This window comes from Sphaerisporangium sp. NPDC051011 (genome assembly GCF_040653595.1).
Taxonomy (GTDB): domain Bacteria; phylum Actinomycetota; class Actinomycetes; order Streptosporangiales; family Streptosporangiaceae; genus Sphaerisporangium.
This window is the reverse complement of sequence record NZ_JBFAGG010000002.1, coordinates 504630-519107: the sequence shown is the minus strand read 5'-3', so window position 1 is coordinate 519107 and position 14478 is coordinate 504630. Positions and strand designations below refer to the sequence as shown.

General features: G+C 72.5%; 17 protein-coding genes. All 17 read right to left on the bottom strand.

Going from position 1 to position 14478, the window contains the following annotated elements; genetic code table 11:
- Positions 1 to 179: 179 nt before the first annotated feature.
- The 17 genes from AB0H21_RS06505 to AB0H21_RS06425 all read right to left on the bottom strand — a co-directional run bounded on the left by AB0H21_RS06505 (position 180) and on the right by AB0H21_RS06425 (position 14465).
- Positions 180 to 1301, bottom strand: coding sequence for an LLM class flavin-dependent oxidoreductase (locus AB0H21_RS06505; protein ID WP_358512693.1), 1122 nt, complete (start codon positions 1299 to 1301; stop codon positions 180 to 182).
- 63 nt (positions 1302 to 1364) lie between these two features.
- A complete protein-coding gene (locus tag AB0H21_RS06500; RefSeq protein ID WP_358512690.1) occupies positions 1365 to 1763 on the bottom strand; it encodes a hypothetical protein in 399 nt (132 codons plus the stop codon).
- Positions 1764 to 1821: 58 nt separating this feature from the next.
- Positions 1822 to 2886, bottom strand: a complete 1065-nt coding sequence (hypE, locus tag AB0H21_RS06495; protein ID WP_358512687.1) for a hydrogenase expression/formation protein HypE — start codon at positions 2884 to 2886, stop codon at positions 1822 to 1824.
- 94 nt (positions 2887 to 2980) lie between these two features.
- The gene (hypD, locus tag AB0H21_RS06490; protein WP_358512684.1) at positions 2981 to 4108 is read right to left on the bottom strand and encodes a hydrogenase formation protein HypD; all 1128 of its coding nucleotides are present in this window, start codon (positions 4106 to 4108) and stop codon (positions 2981 to 2983) included.
- 5 nt (positions 4109 to 4113) lie between these two features.
- Positions 4114 to 4365, bottom strand: coding sequence for a HypC/HybG/HupF family hydrogenase formation chaperone (locus AB0H21_RS06485; RefSeq protein WP_358512682.1), 252 nt, complete (start codon positions 4363 to 4365; stop codon positions 4114 to 4116).
- The gene (locus AB0H21_RS06480; protein WP_358512679.1) at positions 4340 to 4738 is read right to left on the bottom strand and encodes a hydrogenase maturation nickel metallochaperone HypA; all 399 of its coding nucleotides are present in this window, start codon (positions 4736 to 4738) and stop codon (positions 4340 to 4342) included. The genes AB0H21_RS06485 and AB0H21_RS06480 overlap by 26 nt, the downstream gene beginning before the upstream one ends.
- Before the next feature lies 1 nt (position 4739).
- Positions 4740 to 5474, bottom strand: a complete 735-nt coding sequence (locus tag AB0H21_RS06475; RefSeq protein WP_358512676.1) for a hydrogenase maturation protease — start codon at positions 5472 to 5474, stop codon at positions 4740 to 4742.
- Complete coding sequence (locus AB0H21_RS06470; protein WP_358512673.1) at positions 5471 to 6880, bottom strand: hypothetical protein; 1410 nt, start codon at positions 6878 to 6880, stop codon at positions 5471 to 5473. Before AB0H21_RS06470 ends, AB0H21_RS06475 begins: the two co-directional genes overlap by 4 nt.
- On the bottom strand, positions 6877 to 7575 hold the full coding sequence (locus AB0H21_RS06465; RefSeq protein ID WP_358512670.1) for a DUF6084 family protein: 699 nt from the start codon (positions 7573 to 7575) through the stop codon (positions 6877 to 6879). Before AB0H21_RS06465 ends, AB0H21_RS06470 begins: the two co-directional genes overlap by 4 nt.
- Positions 7568 to 8293, bottom strand: coding sequence for a DUF5947 family protein (locus tag AB0H21_RS06460; RefSeq protein ID WP_358512667.1), 726 nt, complete (start codon positions 8291 to 8293; stop codon positions 7568 to 7570). Before AB0H21_RS06460 ends, AB0H21_RS06465 begins: the two co-directional genes overlap by 8 nt.
- Positions 8290 to 8832 (bottom strand): NifU family protein, encoded by a 543-nt coding sequence (locus AB0H21_RS06455; protein ID WP_358512664.1) that lies wholly within the window; start codon positions 8830 to 8832, stop codon positions 8290 to 8292. The genes AB0H21_RS06460 and AB0H21_RS06455 overlap by 4 nt, the downstream gene beginning before the upstream one ends.
- Positions 8833 to 8953: 121 nt before the next feature.
- Entirely contained in the window at positions 8954 to 10738 is a 1785-nt protein-coding gene (locus AB0H21_RS06450; RefSeq protein ID WP_358512661.1) for a nickel-dependent hydrogenase large subunit, read from the bottom strand.
- Between the two features lies 1 nt (position 10739).
- Positions 10740 to 11816 (bottom strand): hydrogenase expression protein HypE, encoded by a 1077-nt coding sequence (locus tag AB0H21_RS06445; RefSeq protein WP_358512658.1) that lies wholly within the window; start codon positions 11814 to 11816, stop codon positions 10740 to 10742.
- Positions 11817 to 11900: 84 nt separating this feature from the next.
- Positions 11901 to 12656: an SIS domain-containing protein gene (locus AB0H21_RS06440; protein ID WP_358512655.1), complete on the bottom strand. Its 756-nt coding sequence runs from the start codon at positions 12654 to 12656 to the stop codon at positions 11901 to 11903.
- Positions 12649 to 12939, bottom strand: coding sequence for a hydrogenase assembly protein HupF (locus tag AB0H21_RS06435; protein WP_358512652.1), 291 nt, complete (start codon positions 12937 to 12939; stop codon positions 12649 to 12651). Before AB0H21_RS06435 ends, AB0H21_RS06440 begins: the two co-directional genes overlap by 8 nt.
- Entirely contained in the window at positions 12936 to 13604 is a 669-nt protein-coding gene (locus AB0H21_RS06430) for an SIS domain-containing protein (RefSeq protein ID WP_358512649.1), read from the bottom strand. Before AB0H21_RS06430 ends, AB0H21_RS06435 begins: the two co-directional genes overlap by 4 nt.
- Positions 13605 to 13784: 180 nt before the next feature.
- Entirely contained in the window at positions 13785 to 14465 is a 681-nt protein-coding gene (locus tag AB0H21_RS06425; RefSeq protein ID WP_358512646.1) for a hydrolase, read from the bottom strand.
- Positions 14466 to 14478: the final 13 nt, after the last annotated feature.

Sequence of the window (14478 nt, the reverse complement as noted above, 5' to 3'; positions counted from 1 at the left end):
CGGGCCCGCGTGGGCGCCGGCGGGCAAGCCACAGGTGGGGCACCGTTGCGAGTCGGAGGGCAGCGCGAATCCGCACTGGGGGCAGGCCACGGATACTCCCGTTGATTCATGGGATGAATGGAGGCTCATGCTATTGGGCGCCGTCCTTACCCGTCATCCGACTTATTGTGAAATAGCGGTTATCGGGAGTTGTGCGGAGAAAGCCGGAATGCCGCGCGGACGGCGGGCAGGACCTCCGCGCCGAGCCGCGCGACGTTCTCACGGGTGAGGGCCGGGTCGCCCGCGCCCTCCACCAGGAAGATCAGGTGCCGGACGCCCGTGCGCCGGATCGTGGTGATCATCGTCTCCGCGCAGTGCTCGGGCGAGCCCACGGGGTGCAGGCGGCACAGCAGCTCGGCGTACTCGGCGGCGTCCCTCGGACGGTACGGCCGGCCGTCCACGGGACGGTACCCGGCCAGGCCGGGCTCCAGCCAGCGGGGAAGCGACTCCCGCATCACGGCCACGGCCTCGGAGGTGGTGTCCGCGACGTACGCGACGCCCGCCGCCACATGCCCGGACCCCACCTTCCCGCCGCCACCCTCCACAGGCCCCGTACACCTCGCATCGCCCACATCGCCGGTGCCGGACGTTCCGGACGGCCCGCGCCCGTTCGCCGCGGCGGCCCGCGCGTGGTCCTCCACCAGGGCGGCCTTCTCCTCGTCGCCGACGTGCATGCCGAGCAGCAGCGGCAGCCCTCGCGCGGCGGCGATCCTCGCCGTCGCGTCCGAGGTGGCGGCGACCACGGGAAGCAGCGGCCCGCCGGGCCGGGGCACCATGTCCACCTCGCGGAAGCGGAAGACGGGTCCGTCCGCCGAGACCGCGGGCCGCGTGAGGGCGGCGACCAGCAGGTCCAGGCTCTCGGTGAAGCCGTTCTCGAAGCGGTCCAGACCGGTGCCGAAGACCTCCAGGTCGACCCACGGGCCGCCGCGCCCGACCCCGAGGCGGAAGCGGCCCCCCGACACCCGGTCCAGGAGGGCGGCCTCCTCGGCGAGCGCGATCGGGTGCCGGGACGAGAGCACGCTGACGGCCGTGCCGACGCCGATGCGCTCGGTGCGGCCGAGCACGTACCCGGCGAGGGTCGTGGCCGAAGGACACACCCCGTACGACATGAAGTGGTGCTCGGCGATCCACACGTCGTCGAACCCGGCGCGCTCGGCGGCGACGGCCGTGTCCACGGCGGCGGCCAGCACCTCGCCGTGGTCTTGGCCGGGGAACGCCGCGGCGAGCAGGAACACTCCGATGCGTACCTCGTCATCCGCCACGGCTCAACTCTGCCACCCGCGCGACCGCGGATCACCCCTTCCGGGCACCGCGCCCGCCCGCGGTCAGCCTCCCTGGCCCCCCGGCGGCGGGTACGGGCTCGACTCCTCGATGGTCTCCTGGACCCCGGCGCCCGTGCCGTGCTCCGCGCGCCCGTGGCCGTAGGGACGGGTGGACGGTCCCTCGGCGCCGCCCCTCCTGCGGCTCATCTCGCGATGGGCCATCGTCTCGGCGCGGCCGCCGCCGCTGCTCGGGCCGACGCCGAGCGGCGAGCTGGCCTCGGTGTCGGTCGGGGGCACCCCGTGCCGCTCCTGCTCACTCACCACCCGCGGAGGGCGCTTGTCGCCGCGCGGAGGGCTCTCGAAGGCGCGATCGCCCGCCTGGACGACCTTGCGGTGCACCCGCTGACGCAGCTTGCCGAGATCGACACGGCGGCCGGCGCCGGTACCGAATGGCGTGGTCATCACGATCCCACCCCCCGATCAGGTCATTCATCCCATTTGTCCTCTACCCCGGGCGACGTCAGCAGATGCGCGGCAGCGGGTCGCCCACCAGCACGTCCACGATCCGCGTGCCGCCGAAGCCGGTCCTGAGCAGCACCAGCCCCGGAGGGTCCTCGGCGACGCGCCCGATGACCGCCGCCCCCGCGCCGAGCGGGTGCGCACGAAACGCGGCGAGCGCGGCGGGCGCGGACCCCGGCTCCACGACGGCGATCATGCGGCCCTCGCAGGCGACGTACAGCGGGTCGATGCCGAGCAGCTCGCACGCCCCGCGCACGGCGGTCCGCACCGGGATCGCGTCCTCCTCCAGGACCACCGCGACCTCCGAGGCCCCGGCGATCTCGTTGAGCACGGTCGCCACCCCGCCGCGGGTCGGGTCCCGCAGGCAGCGCACCGCGCCCGGCCCGCACGCGTCCAGCAGGCAGGCGGTCAGCCCGCTCAGCGGCGCGGTGTCGGACGTCACCTCGGCCTCGATGTCCAGCTCGCCCCGGGCGAGCATGACCGTCACGCCGTGCTCGCCGATCGGGCCCGACACGATCACCGCGTCCCCGGGCCGCGCGGCCGACGCGCGCAGCCGGACCGCCGAGTCGACGGTGCCGACCCCGGCCGTGGTGATGTAACAGCCGTCCGCCTTGCCCTTCTGCACGACCTTGGTGTCGCCGGTCGCGATCGGCACGCCCGCCACCCGAGCCGCGGCCGCCATCGAGGCGGTGATGCGGCGCAGGTCCTCCACGGGGAAGCCCTCCTCCAGGATGAACGCCGCCGACAGGTACGACGGGTTCGCCCCGCACATCGCCAGGTCGTTGACGGTGCCGTTGACCGCCAGGTCCCCGATGTCCCCGCCGGGGAAGAACAGCGGCGTCACGACGAAGGAGTCGGTGGTGAAGGCCAGCCCGTCCGCCACGGCGCCGTCCCCGAGCGGGGCCAGCAGCGGGTTCGCGAACGACTCCAGGAACACCGCCTCGACCAGGGTGCGCGTGGCCTTGCCCCCGGCGCCGTGCGCCAGCGTGACGAGATCCTCGCGTACGCGGGCCTTGCGGCGGCGCGCCCGTTCGATCCGCTCCAGGACCTGTTCCTCGCCGGTCACGGCGCCCCGCCCTTCCGCCCGCTCGTATCCGTGCTCACGTCCGTACCCACATCCGTGCTCACATCCGTGCTCACATCCCGGCCCACATGCGCGCTCACGTCCGGGTCGCCTCCCTGACCCGGTCGCGTGAGAACCTGCCGAAGTTGTAGTACGCGGCGCACGCGCCCTCCGAGGACACCATGCACGTGCCGATCGGCGTCTCCGGGGTGCAGGCCGTGCCGAACACCTTGCACTCCCAGGGCTTGAGCACACCCTTCAGCACCTCGCCGCACTGGCACGCCTGCGGGTCGGCCACCCGCCCGCCGGGGACGCCGAACAGCTCCTCGGCGTCGAAGGCGGCGTACCGCTCGCGCACGCGCAGCGCCGAATCCGAGATGAACCCCAGCCCGCGCCACTCGAAGGTCGGCCGCAGCTCCATCACCTCGTCGATCACGGCCAGCGCCTTGAGGTTGCCCTCCCACGGCACGACCCGGGCGTACTGGTTCTCGACCTCCGCGCGGCCCTCGGAGAGCTGGAGCAGGTTCTGGTAGACCGCCTGCAACACGTCCAGCGGCTCGAACCCGGCCACCACCAGCGGCTTGCCGTAGTCGCGGGCGATGAACCCGTACGGGCGGCAGCCGATCACCGTCGAGACGTGGCCGGGGCCGATGAACCCGTCCAGCAGCAGGCCGGGCGAGTCCAGGATCGCCTTGATCGCCGGGATGATCGTCACGTGGTTGCAGAACACCGAGAAGTTCTCGATGCCCTCGGCCTCCGCGCGCAGGACGGTCATGGCCGTGGACGGGGCCGTGGTCTCGAAGCCGATCGCCAGGAAGACGACCCGCTTTCCCGGGTTCTCCCGCGCGATCTTCAGCGCGTCCAGCGGCGAGTAGACCATGCGGATGTCCGCGCCACGGGCCGTCGCGTCCAGGAAGGAGCCCCGGCCGCCGGGCACGCGCATCATGTCGCCGAAGGTCGTCATGATGACGCCCGGCTGCTCGGCGATGTGGATCGCGTCGTCCACCCGGCCCATCGGGATCACGCACACCGGGCAGCCGGGCCCGTGCACCAGCGTCACCGTCGAGGGCAGGTGGTCCTCCAGGCCGTGCTTGTAGATCGTGTGGGTGTGGCCGCCGCAGACCTCCATGAACTTGTACGCGCGGCCCGGCTCGCACAGCGCGGCGATCCGGGCGGCGAGCGCCCCGGCCTTGGCGGCGTCGCGGTACTCGTCGACGTAGCGCACCGGTCTCACCCCTCTTCGATCATGGACTCGCGGAGCGCGGCCATCTCGTCCTCGTAGGCCTGGCCGATGCTGGTGAGGAAGTCCATCGCCGACTTGGCCTCGGCCTCGTCGATCTTGGACAGGGCGAAGCCGACGTGGATGAGGATCCAGTCCCCCGGGACGAGGGACTCCCCCTCCAGCAGGCCGATGTTGATGGCGCGGCGGACGCCGCTCACGTCGACCTTCGCCAGATCAGGACGATCCGACAGAATCTCCACGATCTCCCCGGGAATCCCCAGGCACATAGGTCGCCTCCGCGAGCTGGATGGATTCGAGGACGAGATCGTCGCCGCCCTCGCAGTCGACATCGGAATCCCCGCATCGCGGGCACACCGCGTACGGGTCCACCGAGGTGGAGACGTCCCCGCAGGCCCGGCAGGTGAGCCGGACGGGGATCGTCACCAGGTCCAGGTGGGCACCCTCGGCCACCGTCCCCTCGGCGACCAGCGAGAACGCGTCGTTGAGCGACGGCTCGGCGACATGGAGCAGCGCGCCCACCTGGACGCGGGCCCGCCGTATCCGGCGGCCGTCCGCGCGACCCTCCACCGCGGCGAGGATCGACTCGGCGATCCCGAATTCGTGCACGGTCACTTCACCTCGTTTCTTGAGTTTCTGGAGTTTCTTGAGTGGTTCGAGTTTCGGGAGTGGTTCGAGTTTCGGGAGTGGTTCGAGTTTCGGGAGTGGTTGGTCCTGCCGAGCTTCGCCGGAGGCCGCCCGCCCGGCCGGTCACATGCTCCTGATCTGCATGTACCGCTTGATGTCCGGAATCGACTGGTAGACCATGACGCCCGCCACCACCATCGCCGAGAGCATCACCAAACGCTTCATCGTGATCGTTCTCCTTCCGGCCGGCGCCGCGCGGCGCCGGGGTCATCTGTTCCCGGACCAGGTCGAGCACCAGGTCCGCAGCGGCGCCCACCGCCTCGGCGACGGGCGGGCTGAGCTCCATGCCGGGCGAGAGGTCCGCGGGCTCGCACCCGAGGACCAGCACCCGGCCGGGCCCGCCGCCCAGCGCGCCGGTCAGCGCCAGCACCGCGTCCGGGGTCATGTCGTGGGCGTCCGCGAAGACCGGCGGGGCCTCCCCCGGCTCCGGCCGCAGGACGTACAGCGTCCCCGGCGCGCCGCCCCGGGAGACCGCGTCGAGCAGGATCACGCCGTCGTAGGCGCCGCCGGTCAGCTCGTAGGCGAGGTGGACACCGCGGATGCCGAAGTCGCCGACCACCACCCCGTCCGGCAGGTCCGCCCCGGCCAGGCGGCGCGCGACCGCCACGCCGAAGCCGTCGTCCCCCAGGAAGACGTTCCCCACCCCCGCCACCAGGACGTTCACGCGCCGGCCTCCCCGTCCGGCGCCACCGGCTCCACCTCGTCGGGCGCGAAGTACAGGTAGCGGCCGTGGGAGCGGTGCAGGTCGGCCCCGAGGTCGTCCTCCAGCGTGACGGCCAGGTGACGCGCGCCGTCCACGTCGAGCAGCACGGCCTCCACACGGGCGGTCCTGCCCGCCAGGAACATGTCGTGGGCGTCGGCCCGCCGCCTGCCGGGGGAGAGCCGGACACGGCTGCCCCGGGCGACCTCGACGCCGGCGACGGTCACGCTGTCGGAGCCGGGCGACACCTCGGCCTCCGACATCGGATCCCACCACGGCAGGGGCTCGCGCCGCGCGGGCTCGCCCAGGTGCCGGATCGCGCCGTGCAGCCGTTCCATCATCTCGGGCGGCAGGTCCCCCGCCATCCGGATGATCTCCGCCGCCCGGGGGTCGGTCGCCCGCGCCTCCCGCTTCTCGTCCTCGGTCAGCGTCCGGGTGCGCAGGTGGAGCATCTCGTCGATCTCCGTCGCGTCGAACAGGTCGCCGGGGCTCTCCGGGGCCACGCGCGGGTGGTCGTACAGGATGATCGGCGAGGACAGCACCACGTCGCGGTGCCCCGGCTCGCCCACCAGCACGGGCCAGGTGTTCTCGTTGACGCAGCCCGCCGCGGCGGCCCGGGCCCACTCGGGCGGGTCCGACAGCGAGACGAACCTCCCGGCGGTGACGCCGATGAGCAGGTGCGCGGCCACCAGCGAGCGCAATAGCGCATGTTCGCGCGTGCCGTCGCCGGTCCACGCGGTGGCGTTCTCCAGCCGGACGCGCAGCCGCGTCAGGCCGTACGGACCGGCGCCGCTCTCGGCGGTCACGCGCAGCACGGCCCGCAGCGGCCGGTGCTCGGTCACCACCCGTCCGAGCGGCGCGGCCCCGTTCCCCGTCGGGATGGGCTCCTCGGCGTGGTCCCCGGGGATCGCGACCGGCACCGTGCGCTCCACGCCGAGCAGGGCCGGCATGGCGAGCACGACCTCGACCTCGCGCTCGGTGGCCTCGTCGAAGGTCAGGTACGTCGTGCCGCCCGCCTCCAGGCGGGGCACCGGCACGAAGCCGTCCCCCTCCGCGAGCTCGACCCTGCGCTCCTTGACGTGCAGGAACCGCAGGCGCACCCGCACCAGCGCGTTCGAGGCCCCCTCGACCAGGCACTCGGTCACGCTCGCCGACGGCTCGGCGGTCTCGACGTACGCGGGCGGGACGAGCACCCCGAACTGCCAGCGCAGCCGGTTCTTGGCCGCCGAGGCGCGGTAGGGGTACAGCAGGTACCCCTCGTACAGGACGGCGTCGGCGACCTTGCGGGCGGTGTCCATGGCCGTGCCGGCCGCCGTGCCGGCCGCCATGCCGGCCGCCGTGCCCGGCCCCGCACCCGTCCGCGCGCTCATCCGCGCGCCTCCTCGAGCAGGACCTCGACCGTCTCGTCCCAGGTCGCCAGGGCGCGGCGGGACTTGAACCGCTGCAGCGCCCGCAGCGTGTCGCGGTGCAGCCGCAGCCAGCCGCCGCCGGGGAAGTAGCGGTCCATCAGCTCGCGCCACACCCGCACGGGCAGCGACGCGCGGGCCTCGCAGTGCCACGGGATCTGGCGCACGACGAAGCCGTCCCCGGACCTGGCGAATATCGTGCCGCTGAACAGCAGAAGCATCGGCACCTCGCCGTCGTCCAGCGAGGCGAAGTACTTCCCTGCCGCGACCTCCAGGTCGTAGCCGCACGGCACCGGCAGGTCGACCTCGGTGGAGCCGGTGAACCTCGGCACCATGACCGACACGTCCGCGAACCGCAGCGGCCTGACCGTCTCGCCCCACCGGGACGGGTCCCCGAACAGGTCCGCGAGCAGGGCGCTCTCGCCGACGTCGTAGCGGCGGCCCTGCGGCTCGATCCGGATCTGTGTGTGCAGCGCGATGGCGTGCACGGACTCGCCCACGGGCTCGGTGACGCCGATGCGGAAGCACAGCGTCGGGAACACCGCGTGCGGGTCGGCCCGCACGCCCAGGCATCGGAAGGCGATCTCGGGCCCCGCGCCCGGGGCCGCCCCGGCGCCCGTCCCGTTCGCGAAGTTCATCCCTGTGCCGGTCTCAGACACGGTCGTCCTCCCTGGCCTCTCCCCCGGCGCGGGCGCGCAGCTTCGCGAAGAAGCCGTCGATGGCCTGCCACGCCTCACGGCCACCGTCGAACCCCTTCCAGTGCAGCCTTACGAGGCCGACCAGCTCGTAGCAGGCGTCGATCGGCACCAGATGGCAGACGAAACCCTCGGGACGGCGGTCCACCAGGTACGCCTCGACGTCCGGCTGCGGGCGCGCGGCCTCCGGGTTGGCGTCGAGCACGCGGTCCCAGGCGCCGAGCGGCAGCGGCGACTCCGTGGCCCCGGCCGGGCTCGGGTAGAACCCCACGTACCGGTCCAGCGCCGAGTTGCGGAAGAAGAAGGCGGTGCGCACGGGGATCCGCATCTCGTCCCAGTCCGCCGGGGTCAGCCGGAACGCCGGGAAGTACAGGTAGCGCTCGGGAACGCCCCGGTACCGGGCACCTGGGCCGCCGCCCCTCGGCATCAGCAGGGAGCAGCCCCGGCAGGTGCACAGCAGCGCCCGGGTCTCGACGTTCACGACGTGGCCGTGCCGCTCGTCCAGCGGCTCGGCGCACATCTCGCACCGCGACACGCCCTCCGCCGCGGGCTCGCGGAAGCGGCGCAGCCCGGCCATGCTCGCCATGCTCGCCGGGCCCGCCATGCTCGCCGGGCCCGGCGCCCCCGCGTGTGCGGGCCGCTGTGGGGCGCTCCCGGGCGCCGTCTCCCGGTCGGCGGTCATGGCGCGGCCTCCTCGGGCACCGGGCACGGCCCGGGCGGCCTGCGCCCGATCTGCAGCAGCGGCGACGGGGCGTCCGCCACCCCCTCGACCTCGACCCGGGACACCTCGGGCGCGGCCCCGAGCACCGCGCGCTCGATGGAGTCGCTCACGGTGACCCGCGAGGACGCGCACCCGTGACAGCTCCCGGACAGGCGCAGCCGCACCACCCCGTCGTCCACGCCGAGCAGTTCCACCCCGCCCTCGTGCAGCCCGAGATAGGGACGGACGCCGTCGAGCGCGGCGCGGACGCGCTCCTCGGCGCCCAGCGGGTGCAGGTCGTGCAGGACGAGCAGGCCGGACACGACGTCGTCGGCGGTCAGCCGGCGCAGCACCTCGCCCGCGTCGCAGTCCACGACGACGTCCATCACCCGTTCGAGGCCCGCGCCGTACAGGCCGACGAGCAGGCGCACGAGCTCCTCGGCCTTGCCCCGGGCGGCAGGGTCGGCGAGCGCGCCGAGCTCGTCGATCAGCGCCTCGGCGCGCTCACCCGCACGGCGCACGTCGAAGGCGGGCGCGCCGCCGGCCCCGGGAGCCGGCGACGTGCCTGCAACGACCGGGCCTGCAACAACCGGGCCCGCAGCGACCGGGCCTGCGGTGACCGGGCGGGGGGCGCCCGGCGGGTCAGCTCGCACCGAACGCGTGGGGGCTGTGCAGCTTGCGCACTTCCCTGCCCCCACCGAGGTACATGTGCACCCCGCACGGAAGGCAGGGGTCGAAGCTGCGGACCGTGCGCATGATGTCGATGCCCTTGAATCTCTCCGGCGGGTTCTCCTCGAAGATGGGCGTGTTCTGCACGGCGTCCTCGTACGGGCCCGGCACGCCGTTGCTGTCGCGGACGCTGGCGTTCCACGGCGTCGGCGGGTACGGGTGGTAGTTGGCGATCCTGCCGTTCCTGATCACCATGTGGTGGGACAGGGCGCCGCGCACCGCCTCGGTGAACCCGCAGGAGATGGCCTCCTCGGGCACCTCGAACGGCTCCCAGGTCTGGGTGTGCCCGCGCCGGACCTCGTCCAGCGCCTGCTCGGCGAAGTACACCGCGCACGCGGCGGCGTACGCCTGGAAGTAGGACCTGGCCCGGTTGCGCTCCAGGGCGTTGGACAGCGGCTCGCCGTTCCAGTGCGGGATCTTCCACTCCAGGGTCTTCTCCGGGAGGGTCGCCGTCTTCGGCAGGGTGATCCGCACGCTGGTGCCCGTGGCCTTGACGAAGCCGATGTCGACCTTGCCGTTCAGCGCGGTGGACCACAGCCGCGCGAGCGGCCCGCCGCCGGTGTCCAGCGGCAGCAGGTTCTTGCCGTCGAACCAGCGGGGCGACATGACCCAGCTGTACTTGTCCTTGAAGTCGCGTTTCTGCGGCCGCGGAATGGTGTGCTGGTTCCACGGGTGCCGCATGTCGACCGGGTTGCCGAGCGGGTCGTGGGTGACGAACGGCTCCTGGTCCTGCCAGTCGTCGTAGTACGAGCTGCCGAGCAGGATGCGCATGCCGAGGTTGATGTCGACCAGGTCGTTGGTGACGAGGTTCCCGTCGACGATGATGCCGGGGGTGACGAACATCCGGTGGCCCCAGGCGTTCATGTTGTCGTAGGTGTAGTCGCAGTACGCGGGGTCGTTGAGCGAGCCCCAGCACCCGAGCATCACCCGCCGCCGTCCCACCTGCTCGTACCCGGGCAGCGCCTCGTAGAAGAAGTCGAACAGGTCGTCGTGCATCGGCACGACCTTCTTCATGAACTCGACGTAGCGCATGAGCCGGGTCAGGTAGTCGGTGAAGACCTGCACCGTCGCGACCGTGCCGACCCCGCCGGGGTACAGCGTGGAGGGGTGGACGTGGCGGCCCTCCATCAGGCAGAACATCTCGCGCGTGAGGCGGCTCATCACCAGGGCCTCGCGGTAGAACTCGCCCTCCAGCGGGTTCAGCGAGCGCATGATGTCGGCGATGGTGCGGAAGCCGTGCTCGCCGGCGTGCGGGCACTCGGTGCGCTGGGCGAGCTCCCAGACGCCGGGGTTGGTCTCGCGGACCATCTTCTCGCAGTAGTCGACCCCCACCAGGTTCTCCTGGTAGATGGTGTGGTCGAACATGTACTCGGCCGCCTCGCCCAGGTTGATGATCCACTCGGCGAGCGCGGGCGGGCGCACCCCGTAGGCCATGTTCTGCGTGTACACCGAGCAGGTCGCGTGGTTGTCCCCGCAGATGCCGCAGATCCGGCTGGTGATGAAGTGCGCGTCGCGCGGGTCCTTGCCCTTCATGAAGATGCTGTAGCCGCGGAAGATCGACGAGGTGCTGTAGCACTCCGCGACCTCCTTCTTGGCGAAGTCGATCTTGGCGTAGATGCCCAGGCTGCCGACGATCCGCGTGATCGGGTCCCAGGCCATCTCGACGAGGTCGCTGTTGCGCTCCGGTGAGGTCGTCATGTCAGCTCCACGGGGCCTTGTAGCCGGTCAGCAGCGCGCGGCCCTTGGCCCGCCACCTCGGCTCCTTGTCGACTGTCCTGAACGTGATGTCGCGCAGCCTGCGGACGACGCCGCCGTACATGGCGCTGACCGTCGAGGACACGCGGGCCCCGGGCGGCTCGTCCATGAACGGCATGAACTTGTCGGGGAAGCCGGGCATCGTGCAGGCGATGCAGATGCCGCCCACGTTCGGGCAGCCGCCGATGCCGGCCATCCATCCGCGCTTGGGGACGTTGCACTTGACGACCGGACCCCAGCAGCCGATCTTGACCAGGCACTGCGGCGCGCCGTACTCGAGGGTGAACTGGCCCTGCTCGTAGTACCCGGCCCGGTCGCAGCCCTCGTGAACGGTCTGACCGAACAGCCAGGTCGGGCGCAGCGCCTCGTCCAGCGGGATCATCGGGGCCTGCCCGTTGAGCTGGTAGAGCAGGTACAGCATGGTCTCGGACATGTTGTCCGGCTGGATCGGGCAGCCCGGCACGTTGACGATCGGCACGCCGGCCTTCGACCGCCACTCCCAGCCGAGGTAGTCGGCCACGCCCATCGAGCCGGTCGGGTTGCCCGCCATGGCGTGGATGCCGCCGTACGTCGCGCACGTGCCCGCCGCGATGATCGCGGTGGCCTGCGGCGCGAGGCGGTCGAGCCACTCGGGCAGGGTCATCGGCTGGCCGGTCTCGGGATTGTTGCCGAACCCCGACCAGTAGCCCTCCTGCTTGATCGACTCGTTCGGAACCGACCCCTCGACGACCAGCACGAACGGCTCCAGGCCGCCCTCGGCCGCCATGAAGTACCACTCGATCATGGCGTCGGACCCCTGCATCGGCCCGCTGTGCATGTCCAGCAGCGGCCAGTGGACGTCGACCTTCGGCAGCCCGGGAAGGGTGCCGAGGAAAATGTCCTCGATTGCCGGCTGCATCGCCGCGGTGAGCGCGACGGAGTCGCCGTCGCAGCTCATCCCCGCGTTCAGCCAGAGGATGTGGACGACGGGCTCGTCCTGTTCGCGCGCCGCGCCACCCGCTGCCTTCGCCGTCGTTGCCATATCGCCTCCCCGTTCTTCCCGATCTCCCGGCCCCTCGGCCGGACTTGGACGAGGCCGAGGCCTCACCCCGGCGCCTCCGGGCGGTCACCCTCCCGGCGGCCCCGCCCCGTCGCCGGGGTCCAGCAGCCGCTGGGTGATCTCCCAGAGCACGTGGTAGACCGTCGTCTGCGCCTCCTGGATGCGGTGCACCGACGACGACGGGATGACGAACAGGTGGTCCAGCACGTCGAGCTCGGCCAGCTCGGCGAGCCGCCCGCCCTGGTAGCCGGCGAGACCGACCGTCAGCATGCCGACGCGGCCGGCCTCCTGGAACGCCTGCACGAGGTTGAGGGAGCCGCCGCTGGTCGACAGGCCGACGGCCATGTCACCGGGCCGGCCGTAGGCGGCGATCTGCCGGGCGAAGACGACGTCGAACCCGACGTCGTTGGACAGGGCGGTCACCACGGCGACGTCGGCGGTCAGCGACAGCGCGGGCAGCGGGCGACCGTACGGCGGGTTGAGGTAGCAGGTCGCCATCTCCTGCGCGTCCGTGCTGCTGCCGCCGTTGCCGAACGTGAAGAGCCTGCCCCCGGCGGCGAACCGCTCCGCCATCTCGGCGGCGCACACGGCCAGCCGCTCGGCGTACATCTCCCCCACCTGGCGGCGCAGCCGCACGATCTCGTCGGCCTTCACCTCGGTGGACCAGACCGCGTGCCCGGCCGTCCGCCGCGCCGGGTCTGTGCCGCCGGCGGTACGCCCCCGGCAGCCGTCCTCCGCGGGCGCGCGGCTGTCCGCGTCCCCGCCGCCGTACAGGAACGGGTAGAGACGCCGCACCGCCTCGGCGCGCGCCTCCTCAACCATGGCCCTGTCCATCATCGGCGCCGCCGCCCTTGGCGATCACGGCGATGGCCTCCTTGGCGTGCACGAGGACCGTGTCGCCGGGCCCGCAGTCGACCAGGGCGACGCTCACCTGCTCCTCGACCTCCTCGGCCTCTCTGGCCTCCTTGGCGCCCTCCGCGCACGCGGTTCCCCGGACCCGCACGACCGCGAGGCCGGAGCCGGTCAGCCGGAGCACGAGGGCGGGCAGCGCCTCGTCCGAGCAGGTCAGGCAGGCGTCCGCGCGCGGGTCCTGGCGCTCGCTCATCTCACCGCCTCCGCGCCACCGCGCGCGGCGGCCTCGGGCTCGACGGCCGGGGTCCTGGCGGGCCCGGGCGGGACGGTCTGGGCGAAGAAGACATGAACCAGCTCCCACAGCACGTGGTAGGTGGTGACGTGGATTTCCTTCACCACCGCCGGGTCGCAGGACCTGGCGATCAGCGCCTGGTCGACGGCCGGGCTCCGCGCCACCGCGCCGCCGTCGCCGCCCACGAGGCCCATCGTGTACAGACCCAGCTCGCGGGCCGTCTCCAGCCCGCGCAGAACGTTGGCACACCGGCCGTCGGGCGAGATCCCGAGCGCGATGTCCGCCGGGTCCGCCCAGTGCCGTATCTGGTGGGCGAAGACCTCGGAGAACCCCTCGCGTGCGCTCACGCCCGTGACCGTGGCGGCGTCGTTGCCGAGGGCCATCGCCGGCAGCGCCCGCTTGCCCACGACGACCGGATGCATGAACTCCACCGCGACGTGCGAGGCGTCCGTGCCCGCGCCCCCGTTGCCGAAGACGATCAGCTTGCCGCCCTGGTGGAATCTCGCCGCCATGTCGCGACACGCTTGCGCGATGCGCTCCGCGTCCTCCGCCAGGCGGCGGCCCGCGGCTTCCCGCCGGGCGAACGCCTCGCCGACGGCCAAGCGCGTGCTGGATGTCACAGGCATGTGTACGCTCCGTTATGTACCGTAGTCGCCAGGCTACGGTGCGTACGCACGGGACCGACACCCTAAGCGGGACAACATGAAGCAAAGGGTTGATCGCGGCACCTAGGCGGTCTCACCCCGATACGCCCTGCGTCGTCCGATCAACGATCTTCCTGCACGCCCGTCCGAAGTACCGGGCGGCTACGTCAGGGGATGGATCTGGCGGTGCGGCACGCTCTTCAGGCGCCGGCGGAACCAGTCGCGGGCCAGGTGCGCCACCTGGTCCAGGGCTCCGGGCTCCTCGAACAGGTGCGTGGCGCCGGCGACCACGGCAAAGGCCGTCTCGCCCTTCAGCAGTTCCATCGCCTCGCGGTTCAGCTCGATCACCACCGGGTCGAGCTCGCCGACGATCAGCAGGGTCGGCTGGCGTACCCGGTGCAGGTGGTCGCCGGCCAGATCCGGACGGCCGCCCCGCGACACGAGCGCCTGCACCGAGACGGGCCGCTCCGCCGCGGCGACCAGCGCCGCCGCCGCGCCCGTGCTCGCGCCGAAGAGCCCGATGCCGAGCTCGGCCAGCGGCCCGTGCCGCCCTGCCCAGTCGACCAGCGCGACCACCCGCTCCGCCAGCAGGCCGATGTCGAACCGGAGCGCCGCCGTGAGGGAGTCCACCCGCTCCTCCTCGGGGGTCAGCAGGTCCACCAGGACGGTCGCCAGCTCCGCGACCTGGAGCTCGACCGCCACATGACGGTTGCGGGGGCTGCGCCGGCCGCTGCCGCTGCCGTGCACGAACAGCACCACACCATGGGCGGGGCGCGGCACCACGACATCCGCGTCGAGCGAGACCCCGGCCGCGGGAATCGAGACGGTTTCGGTGACTGTCATCGCGTCCTCCTCA